An 18,041-nucleotide genomic window follows, 5' to 3' on the forward strand; every position below is an offset into this window, starting at 1 on the left:
CCGTTTAGGTCTGCCGCTTTTTTTAGTTTAAATAAATTTCCGCTGCACCTTTTTGCCATCGTATGAAAAACGCGCCTTTTTGTCTTCCACAACTGTTTGTAGATGAACTGTGCGCCCCCATAAAGAGTAGATGTGAGGGAGTGTGCGCTCCAGGTACTTCAGATCCAGCTCGATGCTTTCATAGCGATGAGTTATAAATAATTCACCATTCTTCTCGAAGTCTGCATCCTCAATGACCAAGTAAGGAGACCCGCCATTGACCCGGGCGAGCACCAGTTGATCGCGTACATTTTCCCATGCTTTATCGGTGATTTTCCATTCGGGGCCTTTTTTCTCAAAAACATAAAGATCGAGGTCGTTCACCAATTCCTTAGATAGATAGCTGCGGATAAAAGAGGTATCGGATTCCAGCTCACGTACTTCAAAGATTTTCTCGCGGTCCCAGCGGCGTTCGATGTCTTCAAAGATTTTCAGCCCCAGATAGTAAGGATTCAGGCTTTGCCGTGAGGGCTGCACGACGGATGAATTCAGTTTTGCGTATTCCACTGTTTCCTCTTCGGTCAGATCTAGTTCGCGAACGATGCGCTGATGCCAGTAGGAAGCCCAGCCTTCGTTCATGATCTTTGTTTCCATCTGTGGCCAGAAGTAGAGCATTTCATCATGGAGCATCGTCATAATGTCACGTTGCCAATCCTCCAAAACAGTGGAATATTGCTGAATGAACCAGACCATATCTTTTTCTGGCTCTGGGGGGAAAGCACGATTTCCAGAGGGTGCTTCCTGCGGACCGGTAGTGCTTTTATCTAGATTCCATAATTCGTCATAAGGATTGGATGATTTCGAGCCACCTGGAGGGGCATCTTTGAGCTCCTTCATCTTAGCTTCCAGCAGGTGAGTTTTGCCCAGCTTGCGTGGTTGGATCAGACTGGGGTCTATATGCTCTTGGATAGCCAGCACTGAATCGATGAAGCTCTCCACAGCATCAGTTCCGTAGGTTACAGAATAACCGGCAATCCGATCTGCTGTAGCTGACATACTCTCGACCATATCTCGGTTGGACATGGAGAAACGCATATTATTTTTGAAAAAATCACAGTGCGCTAGCACGTGGGCAACAATCAGCTTATTCTGAATCAGTGAATTTCCATCCAGCAGGAAGGCATAACAAGGGTTGGAGTTAATAACGAGCTCGTATATTTTGCTCAGTCCGAAATCGTATTGGGATTTCATTTTATGAAAGGTTTTTCCAAAACTCCAGTGTCCAAATCGTGTAGGCATTCCATAAGCGCCGAATGTATAAATGATATCTGCGGGGCATATTTCATAACGCATGGGATAAAAATCTAAACCGAAGCCAGTGGCTATTTCCGTAATCTCGGCAATTGCCCGCTCTAGCGCATTAATTTCTTCGCTTGGCATGAATCTTTCTCTCCCTCCAGCTTGGGCTTATGCTGCAACCTATTCTGACAAGGCTGCAAAGGTTCCGCGACAACGTCCGGGACTGTTCCATTTATATATATGGGAGAGTAGATGAGTGTATGACGTTCTGAATTTCTGAGCAAAGATAATGTGATTTTGCATACATTATTGGAAGGACGCACTAGCTTTTTTTGTATGCGATTCTATCAACGGTACCCTTCTCGGTGAATTCGGACTCAGATGACGTTATTTGCAAATTTCCAGCCTTTTGAACAGGGTTTCGGACCCCACAGACGCTATCCCACAGAAAGAGGCTCATATGTGGTGTCTTTCTTACCAATAGCGGCTATGGGGTCCGTTAGCATACCAAAAGTGGAATAATACTGCGATTAGTGTCATCTGTGTCCGATAGGCGCCCAATAGGTGCCCAATAGATGCTCCATATGTGTTCGAGAAACAGTTCCATAGATGCCCGATAGAAGCTCCATATGAGTTCGAGGAGCAGTTCCATAGGTACCCGATAGAAGCTCCATATGTGTTCGAAAAGTATTCCATAGGTACCCATAGTACTCCACAAGTATCCGATTAGTACTCCATAAGTGTCCAATTAGTGCTTCACAAATTCCCGATTGCTCACCATACGAGCATAAGCAGTTCAGAGTTCCCAACCCTCAATACACAAACCTCCGTTGCGCCCAATAGCTGAATAGGAAGATTGAAGCCTCGGTCAGTAGCTTGGCGGCGACAAGCGGAATAATCAGCTTTTCATTATAGAAATAGAGTAGCCCATAGTTGAACAACAACACGAGGATCACTAGCGCAAAATATTTGGGAAGCGACGCCTGAATCTTGGAGCGTTTGCTGCCCGTGAAGACATATTTTCGATTCATAGAATAGTTGAAGACAGAACTGCACAATCTCGCGGCCGCGACGGACAGGAATAGGTTATGGCTGAGACTCTGGAACAGGAATAAGAGTGTGAAGTCGAGCAGGGCAGACAGCAGCGAAGAAGTGCTGAACATTAGTATCGGCAGGTATATCCGGAAGGAGTCCATCAGAGGCCGGAAATGGGATGATTTATTATCGTCCAGATAGACGGTATCGATGTACTCTTCCGTAATGGTGTACCCCTCTTTATGGGCGGTCAGCAGCATGTTCATTTCATATTCAAACCGTTCACCGGGAATCTGGCATAGCCAATCAAGCATTGATAGAGGGTAGCCCCGCAGGCCAGTCTGTGTATCATAAATCTTAGTGCCTGTAGTTAAGGAAAAGACCGTCCGGGTTACCGAGTTGCCGAAGCGGCTGCGCAGAGGAATGGTTCCGGTGAACCGGCGGCTGCCGAGTACGATTCCCGGGGTAGTCTGGTTCCGCAGAGATTCAACGATTCGGCTAATATCATAAGGCAGATGTTGGCCGTCGCTATCCGCGCAGACTACATAGTCCGGCACCCCAACTTCCTGAATATACTGGAACCCTGTCTTCAGAGCACGTCCTTTACCGAGGTTGACTTCATGGGTTAGGACAGTGCAGCCGAATGCTTCGGCCATATCGAAGATTTCACGGTAGTGCGGGCCGCTGCCGTCATCCACAAGAACAATAGGTTCAAGCTGGAAATTATGCAGCTGTAAAATCAAATCGAGCAGTCGTTCATCTGGCTCATAGGCTGGGATCAGTATAGTCATGATGTTGCACCCTCCTTGATATAAAGAATGTCGCTGACGCCCCGCTCCTTGTTTTTGCCCTGCGGATTATTTACGACCCGTCCCATGAAGTACATAGTGGATGAACCACCGCCGTCCAGATTGTAGGCTTCTGTGGCGCCAAGGCCGGACATTACATCGGCTAGCTCAGTAAGGGTCATCCCACGGCTGTACCCTTCATTGCGCCCGTCAACTACGACAAAAACATAATGGTTTGGTTCGATCATACCAACTGCGGTGCGGGGATTCGCATTCTGGATGGAATGGTTGCCGAAGTTGGTATCGATTTTGACATTGCTGAAATCACTGGCAATCTCCCCGTCCTGAATCAGAATCGGGCCAAAGGAAAGGGTATCGGTGGCCCCTTGCGCCAGCAGTTCAGAGGAAGAAATCTCTTCCTCGTTATAGGTTTGCATCGTTCCGTCATCGAACAGCGCCATTGCATCCCGCACAGGATCATCACGATACACCGTGCCGTTACGGATAATCACTCCGTCATTGCGGAAGCCATAGTAATCCCCGTTGATGGCAAATATCGCATTGTTCGCGGAAGCAATGTCCGAGGTATCCTCAGTGATGTTTGTTCCAAAGCTGTTGTCGGCAAAGGCAGTGCGCAGGCTGTTCGCTTCCTTGAGGACGACATCAGCGACAAAATAGGTGATCTGGTCTGAACCGGACCCTGTCTGCACTTGATCGAGCTGGATCTGAATATCATCGCTGGAGTAATTCCAGTCATCAGAGGTTGCATTAACTTCGGCAGCTGTAACGGCTGTAGCTCCTGAGCTGCTAGTTGTAGCTGCATCATCCGCAACCACGACTTCGACATGTTCGATTAAGTAACGATCTGCCAGACTATATATCACTGTGCCGAGAAGCAGGAGGACAATGATCATCACGATCAGCAGTTTTCGTTTGAAGCTCCAGGCTTGTTTACTGCTCTTGTTCAACATTGAAGCATCACCTCTTTTTGTAAGTTGTTAAGGCCATCATACCTGGGCTACCTTTAACGAAACTGAAATAAAAACTGAAATAGTAAGCGCTCCGGGAAATTGGTATAATTTAACGAAGAGGTTTTCGACTACGGGGAGGTTTGGACATGCCACAGCGTGTGCTGCTGATTGAGGACGACGAAGCAATCAGTGAAATGGTCAGGTCTTATTTGGTAAAAGAAGGTTATGAGATTGAAGCTGTATTTGACGGTGAAGTAGCGGAGAGAACATTTCGGACCGGGGGTCCATTTGATCTTGTGCTGTTAGACCTTATGCTGCCGAAGCGAAGCGGGACTGACATTCTTCAGACTATCCGTGCGGGGAGTCTGGTTCCAGTGTTGATCATGTCCGCCAAAGACAGTGATGTAGATAAAGCGCTTGGGTTAGGCTTTGGGGCAGATGATTATATTACGAAGCCCTTTTCTATGATTGAGCTAGCGGCTAGGGTGAAGGCAGCGATCCGTCGTGCAGGTTATGCATCTCCCAGTATCCAAGTGGAAGATCAAGCTCCGGTGAAGCAAATGATCTCCATTGGTCGATTGACTGTAGATTTAGATAACTTCTCTGCGTTGAAGAATGGGGAAGAAGTAAAGCTAACGTCGAAGGAATTTCATATTCTTAAGCTGTTTGTGACACATCCGGGCCGAGTATTTACCAAAGCGCAGATTTATGCGAGCGTATGGGAGGATGATTATTTCGGGGATGAGAACGTCATTAATGTACATATGAGAAGATTGCGTGAAAAAATAGAAGACGACCCCTCCCATCCCGAATACATTAAGACGTTATGGGGCATCGGGTATAAGCTGGGAGAACAGCTATAATGATTGCGGTGCTAGGTATTGTCATTGTGCTCTTACTGGCCGTCATTGTGTGGCAATATCAGAATTCGCGTAAAGCTTCTAATGATTTGCGATATATGCATGACAAGTTAAGCAGCATTATGGAAGAAGGCTCACATGAAAGATTGCTGCTGTTCAGCGGTAATTTGGAGCTGCAAAACGTGCTGATTGACCTGAACCGGCTGCTGGATATCAATCATAAAGGAAGCATTGAGCGTGTGAGGCTGGAGAAATCCATGCGTAATATGCTGTCTAATATTTCTCATGATCTTAAGACTCCGCTAACGGTTGTGCTTGGTTATATTGAGACCATTCAGCAGGATGAGCATTTGCCGGCTGAGGAACGGGAACGGATGATGAAGATGATTCATCAAAAAGCCAATGAAGTGATCCAGCTGATGAACAAGTTTTTTGATTTGTCCAAGCTGGAATCAGGAGATCGGGAAGTTGCTCTTTCACGAGTTGAGGCAGGTGAAGTATGCAGACGCAACATCCTTTCTTTCTATGATATCCTCAGTGCTAAGGGCAGTGAGGTGGAGATTGAGATTCCGGATGGGGCTGTTTACTTCATGGGAAATGAAGAGGCTCTTGATCGAATATTGTCCAATCTGTTGTCGAACGCAATTTCTTATGGCGACGCGGGGGGCGTATTAGGATTAAAGCTCTATAGTGATGAGAACAAAGTATACATAGAGGTGTGGGACCGGGGAAAGGGCATTAGTGAAGTACACCAAGATAAAGTTTTTGAGCGTCTGTATACGCTGGAGGATTCAAGAAACCGGGCTTATCAAGGCAGCGGTCTAGGTCTGACGATCACCAAAAGATTAACGGAGCAAATGAATGGAACGATTACACTGGTTAGTCAGCCGTATGTGAGAACGGTGTTTACCCTTACTTTTCGCAGATTACGCTTCTAAGGAATAGAATTGTGCGCAGCTTAAGATTTTCGTAAGAAACGAGTAATAAAAAAGAAAATTCTGCTGTGTACAATAAGAACTAAGGAAGACGAGACGAAAACAAAGGGGAGCGCGGAATTGACTACAATACTTCGGACAAGAAATTTAACGAAAACCTATCAAGGTAAAGAAGTCGTAAGCAATGTGAATATGAATATTAAGCAAGGTGAAATTTACGGGTTTCTTGGACCTAATGGTGCTGGCAAAACTACCGTGATGAAAATGGTCACGAACCTCGTTAAACCTACGAGTGGAGAAATTGAATTTTTTAATGAAAAAATGACTGAACATTCTTACGAAATGCTGAAGCGGATGGGCTGCATCATTGAATATCCCGTGTTTTATGATAAATTGACAGCCAAGGAAAATCTGATTTTGCACGGAGAGTACATGGGCTATTATGATCCGCAAGCGATTGGTGAAGCGCTGGAGCTCGTAAAGCTCACAGGTGTCGATAAAAAGCCGGTGAAGCAATTTTCACTTGGGATGAAGCAACGACTGGGTATTGCCAGAGCCTTCATGACGAAACCTGAGCTGCTCATTTTGGATGAGCCGATTAACGGGTTAGATCCTGTGGGAATCAAGGAGATGCGTGAAGTGTTCCGGATGCTTAGCCGTGAATATGGAATGACGTTACTTGTATCTAGTCATATTCTGGGGGAAATAGAGCAGATTGCTGATACGATCGGTGTGATCCGGCAGGGTGCTCTGGTAGAAGAAGTGGCGATGGATTCCATTCGTGGCCAAAATACTGAATATATCGAAGTGGTTACGAACGAGATTAATAAAGCAGTGTATGTGTTGGAGCATAAGCTTGGGCTTAATAATTTCAAAGTGCTGGACCATATTACAGTAAGAATATATGACGATGGAATCTCACAGCGTGATCTGAATAAGGCGTTAGTGCTAGCAGATGTGGAAATTGAGAGTATCAGCAAAAAACAACATACGCTGGAAGATCATTTTCTGCAATTGATTGGGGGTGAAAGCATTGCTTAAATTAATATCTTTGGAGATTCGGAAGAATAAGCTAAAAACGCTTCTTACAGGTGCTGCAATCGTTAATCTTGCGATTCTTGCTTTTATGATTATGGTTTTATTCGTTGATCAAAATGAGAGCGAACCGTCGTTTGCTTCTTATGCAGAGTTGTTTGAGGGTGTGTTCGTTTTTGTAAAGGCTGCTTATATTATTTTCGCTTCGGTTATTATTAGCAAGCTGGTGATTGATGAGTATAAGAACAACACCATTACTCTTCTCTTCATGTATCCTATCTCACGTAAAAAGCTAATGACTGCGAAAATATTGATAGTGTTCGCCTTCACATTTGTTGCCATTATCGTGGCAGACATTGTAGTCGGCGCTATCCTAATAGGATTCAATTCCTTTGCAGGGCTAATTCCGGGTGAACTGACCCTTCATGTAATCACATCAGAGCTGATTAAGTTAGGCGCAAACGCATTTTATGCCGCGGGTATCGCTCTAATTCCATTGTACTTTGGGATGAAGAAAAAATCAGTCCCAGCCACCATCGTCTCAGCTGTGTTAGTTACCTCCCTAATTTCTGGGGGATTTGATCAAGCGCGTTTAGGTAATTTAGCGGCGGTGTCGATCTCACTTGGTTTGCTAGGAGCAGCCATTGCCTATATGGCCATTCGCAACATTGAACATAAAGATATCGCCTAATAGATTCGGAATTCCCCCCTTTTATAACCCTTTTGTAACGATGAAAAAGCATCGTGATTGGGGTTATAAAGGGGGGATTTGACGTTTATCTACGACTGATTTCCGTAATTTTGATATAATAGATATGAAATATATTTTAAATTTTAGATGAACATTGCCCGTTTAGGGGTAATGATAATGGATGAGAGAGCCTGAGGGGATGTGAACTGTGGATAAAGACTGGACGTCCATTCTGAGACGGTTGCTTTCGGAAGAGAGCGCTTATAAATCGTTATATGACCATCATCCTGATTTGATATTCGTTCTGGATAGACAAGGTCGCTGCGTAGGAACCAACCTAACGTTCCATCTAGGCTCCGGCGCAGAAGCGCAGTTTCAAAATACAAGTCCGATATCAGCAAAGAGAAAAAAACTTGGCAATATTGCTAGTTTTGAGGCTGCTCTGCAGGGGAACTCCTCAAGCTTTGAGCTACAAGATTTAGAGAATCCCAAAAAAGGCTCGAATTGCGTAGGCGTTAAACTTTTACCGATCAGAACGGAAGAAGGGATCGCCGGGGTATTCGCGATTACCAAAGTAGCTAACGGAAGCGCTCTTTTACATGCGGAATTGTTACAAGACTGGTTGGATGAATTGGCAGACACCTTGGACACTGAAATACCTGCCAAGGGAGAAGCGGAGGTAAGCTCCAAAGATACCTCAATAGTAGCTGTGAAGGATCAACAATCGAGTCTCATTCTGAATTCTGTCTCTGCGGGAATCTTTGTGCTCGATACAACGGGGCGAACTCTTTTTATTAACCGTGAGGCAGCAGATATGCTAGGCTATCAACCTACAGAATTGATGGGTCTGAAGCTTATGGATTATATCCATCATATCCAAGGTGACGGTTCGCGCTATTCGACGCCTGATTGCCAGATTAGTCTTACGATAGAGGATGGAATCATCCGTAAAAAAGATGATGAGATCTTCTGGCGTAAGGATGGCACCAGTTTTTTTGTTAATTACCGGGTGGCACCTCTTATTGATGAAGGGCTGATCGCAGGTGCGGTTATTGCCTTCAGTGATATTACGAATGAGCGAGAAATCATTCGTGCCAAAGAATCAGCAGAGCAGGCAGCGCAAGCCAAATCTGATTTCTTAATGATGATGAGCCATGAAATTCGGACGCCGATGAACGGGATGATCGGAATGGCTGATCTATTGTTGGATACTGAGCTTGGAGAAGAGCAGCGAGGTTATGCCGAGATTTTACGCAGCAGTAGTTATACGTTATTGCAGATCTTGAATGACATTCTTGATTTCAGCAAAATGGAAGCAGGTAAAATGTCACTGCAATCCGAGAAGTTTGATCTCCGCGAAATGATCTCAGACGTCATTGATTTATTTGCACCGAAAGCGGAAGAGAAGAAGCTGGCATTACGGTGGTGGATGGATACTAGCGTTCCAACCATAATCATTGCTGATCCGATCCGCTTGCGGCAGATTGTCGTGAATCTGGTAGGCAATGCGCTGAAATTCACTGAACGTGGGAGCGTGACCCTATCGGTGAAGAACATTCCACTATCTGATGAACAAGAATTTTTGTTGGAATTTTCAGTGCGGGATACAGGTGTAGGAATTGCCGGTAACAAACTCAATCTGTTGTTTCAATCTTTCTCACAGCTGCATCCGTCCATAAACCGTAAATATGGAGGCACAGGTTTGGGACTGGCGATTTGCAAGCAGCTCGTTGAGCTGATGGGTGGGACGATCTTTGTAGAAAGTGAAGAGAATCAAGGTTCTACGTTTCGTTTTATGCTGCCTTGCAGAGCAGAAGATATAGAGCTGGAAGTAACTTCAAACTAGGGGGGGTTACACACAAATCTCCGGTCCATTTGCTTAAGAAGCAATGGCCGGAGATTTGTGTGTTATTAGTCCTGAAGCATATACATGAGACCTACAGTATGCGGCCCACAATGGCTGCCAATTACACAACCAGCATGGAGAATTGCTATTTCATTAACTTGAGTTTTCTCTCGTAGTGCTGACTCCAGATAGAGTGCATCTTCTTCCGCCAAGGTATGGACAACGATGAGCAACTCTTTATCCATTCGATCGATGTGAACCAAAGCGTTCTGGAGCATTTGTTCCACAGCTTTTTCCTTTTTGCCACGGATTTTGCTAGTAGGTATGATGCTTCCATCTACCAGTCTAAGAACAGGACGGATTTTGAGTAGACTACCGATGAAGTTCTGCATGCCTGAACAGCGTCCACCCATATATAAGTAATCTAGCGTATCCACAACGAATTCAGTTTCCACAAGGTTGCGGCTGTGCTCCAGCATGGCTGCAATCTCCACCGCAGTGTGGCCTTTTTTAGCAGCTCTGACAGCCTTCATAACAAGGAGGGCAATGCCTCCGCACAAGGTTTGCGAATCTATGACCTGTACGCGTCCCTCAGGAAATTCCCCGGCAGCCAAAAGTGCATTCTGATATGTAGAGGATAGTGAGGAGGAGAGACTGATATATACAATATCTTGTCCGCTACTAATCACGGGTTGAAATGCAGCAATGAAATCTGCTGGCGAAGGTGCTGCCGTTTTCGGCAATACTCCACTAGCGGCTACACGGCGATACACTTCCTCGGGTGTAATATCTTCACCATCTTTGTAGGTACCTTCTTCAAATACTACATAAAGAGGAACGATGCCGATGTCATAAGTATCCTTCCAGTTTTGAGGTAAATCGGAAGTGCTGTCTGAAAATATTTTTACAGTAGACATGAAATTCTCCTTCACCGATAATTCGGATGACAATAATCAATAATCATTATAGAACTATATAATCTATTTATTATACCAAGACTATGCCAATTCTCAAAATGAAATAGTAGGCAATCACAAGAAAAAAGACTATCGAGGTTTCGATAGTCTTTCTAGTTCTATTCTTTTTTCGTAACAGGGATCCATATCTCACAGCGATAGTCCTCTGCGTCTGGTCTCCCCGGAAGATATAGCTCAAACTCAGGCCGCCTGTATGCTCGTAGCCTGTGGAAGGGAACCACTCTTGGAAAATGCGTGCCCATACCTGCTGGATAGCATCAGGCATCGGCCCTACTGAGGTGAACACAGCCCAACTTGCAGCTGGGATTGTTGTAGAAGCAAAGCCCTGTGCATCAGTCTCTGGAGTAGCTTCGACAGCGATCCAATAGGAGAAGGTTTCTTTATCATGGTTCATGTCAGAGCAGATGCCTAATAAATCCTTATCTCCACCGAGCTCAATCAGCTTATCCGACGTACCATTTTCATTAGCTTCTATCCACAACTGAGGGATGCGGCGCAGATTCTCCCCATCTTTCGTTGTCATTTCCTCTACTAGTCCGATAACATTAAAGGCGTCTCTTTTCTCAATTCTGTAGTCCATTTCTTTATCTCCCTTCAGTGATAGATGGAAGGAGAGTCTAGGGAAAGCCTTGAGCTGTACCCCTGACTCCCGCGCAGCAGAAGGAGTAATTCCATGTGCCTTGCGGAATGCTTTGGCAAACGACTCGGGCGAGTCATATCCGTATTTCAGTGCAACATCCAGCACTTTAACTTTAGAAATAGCAAGCTCCTGTGCAGCCAGAGTTAATCTGCGCTTACGGATATAGTCTTTAATAGATACTCCGGTAAGCATATTGAACATGCGCTGGAAATGAAAGGGGGAGGAGTAAGCAACCTTGGCGATTTCTTCAATCGTCACAGATTCCTCCATCTTGCTCTCCATATAATCTAAAGCTTCTTTCATGCGGATAAGCCATTCCAAGTCCGTCATCTCCCTTTAAGTTCATACTATCAGGCTGCATTTGCAAAATCCTGTTATTCCGTGCTCTCTAATGACAGGTAGCAGGCAGAAGGATAATCTCATAAAAAATCATCCTAAATAGTATAACTCAGGAAGATAGACAAAGTTAGTCTTTCAATCGATACACTCTTGCTTCATAAGGTCGTAATAATTCCCGTGTGGGTGCATCATCAGGGTAATTTCCAATTATAAGTTCCGTAGCCTTACTTAGCTCTGCGGAAAGATCAACAGTCTGTGGAACCTCATTGAAATTGAGCAGCACCAGCCACTTCTCGTCATCCAGAGTACGCGTATAGGCATATATGTCCTCATGCTCTGGCAAAAGTAGCTTGTATTCGCCATAAGCCATGATCGGATTTTTTTTGCGCAAAGCAAGCAGCCTTTGGTAATAATAAAAGATAGAATCCGAATCAGCCAGCGCCTGCTCCACGTTAATTTCCTTGTAGTTCGGATTAACTTTGAGCCACGGCTCCCCTTCAGTAAAGCCGGCATTCGCAGAATCATCCCATTGCATCGGAGTGCGCGCATTATCACGGCCTTTGATATGAATAGCGTTTAGAACGCTGTTAGGATCAGCGCCGCCTTCGGTAACCTTTTCGCGATACATATTGAGGATTTCTATGTCTTTATAATGTTCAATGGCTGTGAACTTTACATTGGTCATCCCGATTTCTTCGCCTTGATAAATATAGGGCGTCCCTTTCAGCGTGTGCAGTAAGGTAGCGAGCATTTTGGCAGAGATCACGCGATACTTACCATCATCCCCGAATCTTGAGACCATACGTGGCTGGTCATGATTGTTAAGATAAAGACTATTCCAACCCTTATCCGCCAGACCCACTTGCCATTTATGAAGAATATCGCGCAGCTTCGACAACGTCCACGGGGCTACGTCCCATTTGCCGTCAGGACCCGAGTCCACATCCATATGCTCGAACTGGAATACCATTTGCAGCTCTTTGCGTTCCTCGTCCGTGTAAAGAATAGCATCTTCAACTGTAGCGCCAGGAGTTTCGCCGACAGTCATAATGTTATAGTTGGATAACACTTTGTCATTCATTTCATGTAAAAACTCATGAACACGTGGTCCATTCATATAATATTCGCCACCCCAGGCAAGTTCCCCGGGAGCGAGGCCGTCTCTATGGGAGGAAGGGAGACCTTCCACTTTGGAAATCATATTGATTACATCCATTCGTAGACCATCCACACCCTTGTCGAGCCAGAAGGTGATCATCTTGTATAACTCCTCACGCAGCTGCGGATTCTCCCAGTTGAGATCCGGTTGCTTGCGCGAAAACAGATGCAGATAGTATTCACCAGTAGTTTCATCCAGTTCCCAAGCCGGGCCGCTGAATACAGAACTCCAATTGTTGGGGCGCTCACCATCTGGTCCACCCGGACGCCAAATGTAGTAATCACGATATGGATTATCTTTTGAAGAACGGGATTCTACGAACCAAGGATGCTCATCTGAGGAATGATTGATTACAAGGTCCATCATCAGTTTTATGCCACGGGCGTGCAATCCAGTCAGTAATTCTTCCCAATCCTGCAATGTGCCGAACTCATCCATAATATCTTGATAATCGCTGATGTCATAACCGTTATCGTCATTTGGCGATTTATAGACAGGTGACAGCCAAACTACGTCGACACCTAGCTTTTGCAAATAATCCAGACGTGAAATGATTCCTTGCAGATCTCCAATCCCGTCACCATTGCTATCTTGAAAGCTGCGGGGATAGATTTGGTAGACAACGGCTTCTTTCCAAAAGGTTCTGTTCATTCATAATCACTCCTTTTATAAGTTAGCTTCCTAAAAAATAAAGAGACCCCAAAAGCTTTAAGCTTCAAGGGTCTCTTGGGTGTAAGTTTTATACTGTGACGGAATTGCTATCAGCAGTGATGCTGCTTAGTCCGTTTACGGTATATTCTTTGTCGTAGATAGTAATAGAAGCAGGGATATCAGTTTCATTCGTAACAGTAACTTGTGCATCCGTAACGCTTACTTTCAGACGGGAGCCGCGGAACATAATTTTAAAAGAGTAAGCAGTCCAGTGACCTGGGTTAGATGGGCTCAGTGTCAGTCTGCCGTCATGTACGCGGAGTCCGCCGAAACCATGTACGATCGACATCCAAGTACCAGCCATGCTAGTGCTGTGCAACCCGTCTTCTGTATCATTGTTATAGTTATCAAGATCCAGTCTTGAAGTACGCAAGTACATTTCATAGGCCTTATCCTTATATCCCAGCTCACTGGCTAGAATGGAGTGGATACAAGGGGAAAGGGAGGACTCATGAACAGTGATCGGTTCATAAAAGTCGAAGTTGCGTTTTTTTGTATCCAGATCGTAACGGTCACCCAGGAAATATAATCCCTGCAGAACGTCTGCTTGTTTAATGAAGCAAGAACGCAGGATACGGTCCCATGACCATTTTTGGTTAAGTGGCAGATGCTCACGTTCCAGATCTTTGACTTGAATGATCTCTTTGTCCAGGAAGCCATCTTGTTGTAAGAAGATACCCAGCTCTCCATCCGCAGGATAATACATCTTAGCAATGATGTCTTTCCATTTTGTAGTTTCGCTCTCTTGCAGCCCTAGTTTGTCAACTAGCTCTGCATAACGAGCAGGCTCATTCTCTTGCAAGTATGCCAGTGCTTCCATGGTGTATTCCATAGTCCACGAAGCCATACGGTTTGTATACCAGTTATTATTAACGTTATTCTCGTATTCATTCGGGCCCGTTACGCCGAGCATTACGTATTTGTCTTTACGTGATGCGTAGTGAACACGTTCTTCCCAGAAGCGGGAGATTTCCACGAGAACCTCTAGGCCATATTGTCCCAGATAAGCTTTGTCTCCGGTGTAGTTCACATAGTTGTAAATGGCGTAGGCAATGGCACCGTTCCGGTGAATTTCTTCAAATGTAATTTCCCACTCGTTGTGGCATTCTTCACCGTTCATGGTAACCATTGGGTACAGCGCACCTTTTTTGAATCCAAGCTTACGGGCATTTTCTTTAGCTTTCTCTAAGTGCTTGTAACGGTAGATCAACAAATTGCGGGCAATGGAGGAGTCCGCCGTACTGAGATAGAAGGGAACGCAATACGCCTCTGTATCCCAGTAGGTGCTGCCGCCGTATTTTTCACCGGTAAAGCCTTTAGGCCCAATGTTCAGGCGGTCATCTTCACCATTATAGGTTTGATTGAGTTGGAAAATATTAAAGCGAATCGCTTGCTGAGCCGAAACGTCACCTTCAATAATGATGTCGCTTTCTTTCCATTTTTCTCTCCAAGCTTCAATTTGTTCAGTCAAAAGGGTTACGAACCCAGCTTCCTTAGCAGCTTGCAGAGCAGTTTGGGCGGCGTCGACCAATTGTCCCAGACCGTGATTCCGAGAAGTAACATTGGCTACATATTTATAAATGACGATTTGATTGCCCGCTTGTGCGGTTACGTCCAGTTTGCTGGCTACATATTTCTCTTGTTCGATGACTTCTGCTTCGGCAGTTACCTTTTCACCATTGACAAGGATATCAAGAGCCATAGCAGAGGTGACATGGAAGTCGAGTTTCTTAGTCTTTAGGGTGAGATGTCCATGATCAGGTCCCGCTTGTTTCTCAACTTCATTCCAGAATTTCTCGTCATAGTTGGAATCCTTGTTCTTCACATCACCATCAAGATAAGGAGTAATCGTAATCTTGCCTGAGAAATTGACAGGAATGATGGAATAGCGAATCGCGCCGATTTCTTGACGAGTCATGCTTACGAACCGGATACTTTCTACTTTAACTTCCTTACCATCTTCGAGTGTTGCAGTGAAGCTACGGGAGAGCGTACCTTCTTTCATATTAAGTACACGGCGGAATTCGGAAACGGTGCACTTTGCCAGATCAAGGGGGGTACCCTCGATATCAATGTTAATACCGATCCAGTTCGTGCTGTTAAGTACTTTGGCAAAATATTCAGGATAGCCGTTTTTCCACCAGCCAACACGTGTTTTGTCAGGGTAGTAGACGCCAGCCATGTAGCTGCCTTGCAGGCTGTTACCGCTATATTGCTCTTCGAAATTGGCCCGGCCACCCATAAATCCGTTACCAAGACTAAATACGCTTTCAGAAATTTCTTGCGTCTGTGGATCAAAGGATTCCTCAATAATGGACCATTCATCAATTGTTAAATATTGTTTCACGATAACCGCTCCTTTAAATATGTTAGGGGGATATATAAAATGAACAAATCCCTTGTTAAACTTCCGGTGATATATAAGTGACTGCGCGGAATCTTTGGACTTTCGATCACATTTTGCGGATGAAATCTGATTATAAAGGCGAACGTTATGCTTCTATAGTTCCAAAATTCCTCTCCGTCACTTCATCACCAGAAGGCTAACGATTAATTATTAGTTCATTTAATCTTTGGTTGGAATGTCCACAACAACTCAAATCAGTACTATTTGAGTTAATTATGTTCAATAAACTTATGCAAAAGATTCTTTGAGCAGGGACACACTCATATGAGCAAGCGATGGGACAACAATATTCGCTGCACTCAGGGTTTCCGGCGAACCAATGCCAACACTGAACATACCGGCCCGGGTAGCGGCCTCAATTCCCGCTTCTGCATCTTCGAAGACTACACAATGTTCAGGTGCGGCATCCAGTGCTTTGGCTCCTAATAGGAACACTTCCGGATCTGGTTTAGCAGCACTAGTGTGTGTGCCGTCGATGATTGCATCAAAGTAAGGGGTTAATCCGGTATTATTCAAGATCGTCATAGCGTTTTTGCTGGCAGAACCGAGAGCAACTTTGATGCCATTCGCACGGCACTCTTTTAGGAAATCAAGCGCACCTGGCAGAATCTCAGAACTGTCCATTTTCGCAATATATTCGACATAACGATTATTTTTCTGTTCCGCAAGCTTAGCTTTCTCTTCTTCGTCAATCGTTAGTCCGCCGATTTCCAGCAAAATATTTAGTGAAGCCGTTCTGCTGACTCCCTTAAGGCGTTCGTTATCTTGTTCTGTGAATAGAAACCCCAGTCCATCTGCAAGCTCTTTCCAAGCAATATAATGGTATTTTGCTGTATCGACGATTACTCCGTCCAAGTCGAACAAGCAGGCTTTAATTTCCGACATTGTAGTACCTCCTAAAAGTTTTGACAGCGTCGTGATCCAGCGGATGCCGTATTAGAATCTTATTAAACCGTTTAAACTTTGATTAAGATGTGTAAGTTTATCCTAACCTAAGATCCTAGAAATCACCCATAAAGAACTGGATCAATAAGTATTGTATGATTTAGCGCAAACGTTTGTACAGATTTTCAAAAAATAAATGAAGCGGTTAAACGCTTCACTTATTCATTCGGTTTTATGCTTTGCCAGAGAGTGCATGGATGACTCTCTCACGATCAGACGATGGGGAATAACAAATCGGTTGGTATGACCTGAACCGTTATCCGGACTCTTGATATTTTGGATAAGTACTTGTGATGCGGTGTAGCCAAGATGATAAATTCCTATATCAATACTGCTGATCGGAGGACTAGATAATTCAGATAATGGAATATTGTTAAAGCTTACAATGGCGAGATCGTCTGGAACCTTGTATTTCAGTTCATTCAACCCGCGCAAAATTCCGAACGATACCATGTCATCCACCGCTACCAGCGCAGTGGGGCGATTCGGCAAATTCATGAAAAAGGACATCGCTCTATAGCCGCTATCCTGTAGAAATTCACCTTCTACAATCCATTCATCCCGCATTTCTAAACCGCTATTCTGCAATGCTTTACGATATCCGGCGAGACGGTCACGAGAAACGATTAGATTAGGTGGTCCACTTACGAAGCCAATACGTTTATGCCCCATGGAAATGAGGTGGTTCGTAGCATCGTACGCTGCCATCACATTATCATTATCGACTGATAAAATATTCTCATATTTATCACTTCGGCCAACAAGCACGAATGGATAATCGTTGCTCTCTAGAAAATCAATAACGGCATCATCCGTACGAGAGTAAAGCAGAATAACGCCGTCAACACGGCGACCCTTCAGAAGTCGTGAAACGGCTTCCAGTTCTTCTTTCTCGTTCGCTCCGGAGCTTATTAACACATCGTAACCGGAACGGCTGGCTTGTGTAACGATCCCGCGAATTAATTCCATAAAAAATAGATTAGAGAACAGCTCTTCAGCAGGTTTAGGAAGACTGAAGCAGATGCTGTTAGTAGTTTTCGACACCAAGCTCTTAGCCATCATGTTAGGGGTATAGCCCATATCCTCCATAATAGCTTTAACTTTGCGGGAAGTTTCCAGGCTGATTCTGGGATGGTTGGACAATACCCGGGATACCGTGGAGGGAGATACTCCCGCTTTCTTGGCCACATCCTTAATGGTAACTGTCATTGAAACCTCCTTATGGAACCGTTTGCTTTACACAGTAATATTAATCTAAGAGTTCTAAATTGTAAATAGATAAAGTCATTCAAAAGGGGGAAATTGCTACTTTTGGAAGGAACACAAGAAATTTCAATGTAATATTGTTGCTTTTCACCAAAAAAGTATGAATGATTCGGGAATTTTGATCTTAATATGTATAAATGCGGTCTGGATTTTGCGAA

13 protein-coding genes and 1 pseudogene are annotated in these 18,041 nt (G+C 44.6%); 5 read left to right on the top strand and 9 right to left on the bottom strand.

The features are described from left to right. Positions 1–27 precede the first annotated feature (27 nt). The 3 genes from NYE72_RS08450 to NYE72_RS08460 form a co-directional block, all read right to left on the bottom strand. The gene (locus NYE72_RS08450; RefSeq protein ID WP_036684424.1) at positions 28–1,419 is read right to left on the bottom strand and encodes a SpoVR family protein; all 1,392 of its coding nucleotides are present in this window, start codon (positions 1,417–1,419) and stop codon (positions 28–30) included. Between the two features lie 671 nt (positions 1,420–2,090). Continuing rightward, positions 2,091–3,104 (bottom strand): bifunctional glycosyltransferase family 2/GtrA family protein, encoded by a 1,014-nt coding sequence (locus NYE72_RS08455; RefSeq protein ID WP_339211709.1) that lies wholly within the window; start codon positions 3,102–3,104, stop codon positions 2,091–2,093. After that, the gene (locus NYE72_RS08460; protein ID WP_143758715.1) at positions 3,101–4,072 is read right to left on the bottom strand and encodes a phosphodiester glycosidase family protein; all 972 of its coding nucleotides are present in this window, start codon (positions 4,070–4,072) and stop codon (positions 3,101–3,103) included. The genes NYE72_RS08455 and NYE72_RS08460 overlap by 4 nt, the downstream gene beginning before the upstream one ends. A gap of 146 nt (positions 4,073–4,218) precedes the next feature. Between NYE72_RS08460 and NYE72_RS08465 the strand changes: the two genes are divergently transcribed. The 5 genes from NYE72_RS08465 (at position 4,219) to NYE72_RS08485 (ending at position 9,439) form a co-directional block, all read left to right on the top strand. Next, entirely contained in the window at positions 4,219–4,935 is a 717-nt protein-coding gene (locus NYE72_RS08465; RefSeq protein WP_036684414.1) for a response regulator transcription factor, read from the top strand. Then, positions 4,935–5,870, top strand: a complete 936-nt coding sequence (locus tag NYE72_RS08470; protein ID WP_076101635.1) for a sensor histidine kinase — start codon at positions 4,935–4,937, stop codon at positions 5,868–5,870. The genes NYE72_RS08465 and NYE72_RS08470 overlap by 1 nt, the downstream gene beginning before the upstream one ends. 117 nt (positions 5,871–5,987) lie before the next feature. Next, positions 5,988–6,908: an ABC transporter ATP-binding protein gene (locus tag NYE72_RS08475; protein WP_036684408.1), complete on the top strand. Its 921-nt coding sequence runs from the start codon at positions 5,988–5,990 to the stop codon at positions 6,906–6,908. Next, entirely contained in the window at positions 6,892–7,593 is a 702-nt protein-coding gene (locus tag NYE72_RS08480; RefSeq protein ID WP_249267707.1) for an ABC transporter permease, read from the top strand. Before NYE72_RS08475 ends, NYE72_RS08480 begins: the two co-directional genes overlap by 17 nt. A gap of 208 nt (positions 7,594–7,801) precedes the next feature. Next, complete coding sequence (locus tag NYE72_RS08485) at positions 7,802–9,439, top strand: ATP-binding protein (RefSeq protein ID WP_051491336.1); 1,638 nt, start codon at positions 7,802–7,804, stop codon at positions 9,437–9,439. A gap of 65 nt (positions 9,440–9,504) precedes the next feature. Here the strand turns inward: NYE72_RS08485 and NYE72_RS08490 are convergent, their stop codons facing one another. The 6 genes and pseudogenes from NYE72_RS08490 to NYE72_RS08515 form a co-directional block, all read right to left on the bottom strand. After that, entirely contained in the window at positions 9,505–10,356 is an 852-nt protein-coding gene (locus NYE72_RS08490) for a DegV family protein (protein ID WP_036684402.1), read from the bottom strand. Between the two features lie 158 nt (positions 10,357–10,514). After that, positions 10,515–11,377 (bottom strand): annotated as a pseudogene (locus tag NYE72_RS08495) (AraC family transcriptional regulator). 145 nt (positions 11,378–11,522) lie between these two features. Continuing rightward, positions 11,523–13,205: an alpha-glucosidase gene (locus NYE72_RS08500; protein ID WP_036684397.1), complete on the bottom strand. Its 1,683-nt coding sequence runs from the start codon at positions 13,203–13,205 to the stop codon at positions 11,523–11,525. An 88-nt stretch (positions 13,206–13,293) separates the two neighbouring features. Then, positions 13,294–15,612 (bottom strand): glycoside hydrolase family 65 protein, encoded by a 2,319-nt coding sequence (locus NYE72_RS08505; RefSeq protein ID WP_076224109.1) that lies wholly within the window; start codon positions 15,610–15,612, stop codon positions 13,294–13,296. 288 nt (positions 15,613–15,900) lie between these two features. Further along, positions 15,901–16,557: a beta-phosphoglucomutase gene (gene pgmB, locus NYE72_RS08510; RefSeq protein WP_036684390.1), complete on the bottom strand. Its 657-nt coding sequence runs from the start codon at positions 16,555–16,557 to the stop codon at positions 15,901–15,903. Between the two features lie 222 nt (positions 16,558–16,779). Then, entirely contained in the window at positions 16,780–17,826 is a 1,047-nt protein-coding gene (locus NYE72_RS08515; RefSeq protein ID WP_036684387.1) for a LacI family DNA-binding transcriptional regulator, read from the bottom strand. Positions 17,827–18,041 lie beyond the last annotated feature (215 nt).

The sequence above is a fragment of the Paenibacillus sp. FSL L8-0333 genome, from assembly GCF_037965665.1.
Classification (GTDB): Bacteria; Bacillota; Bacilli; order Paenibacillales; family Paenibacillaceae; genus Paenibacillus_AQ; species Paenibacillus_AQ odorifer.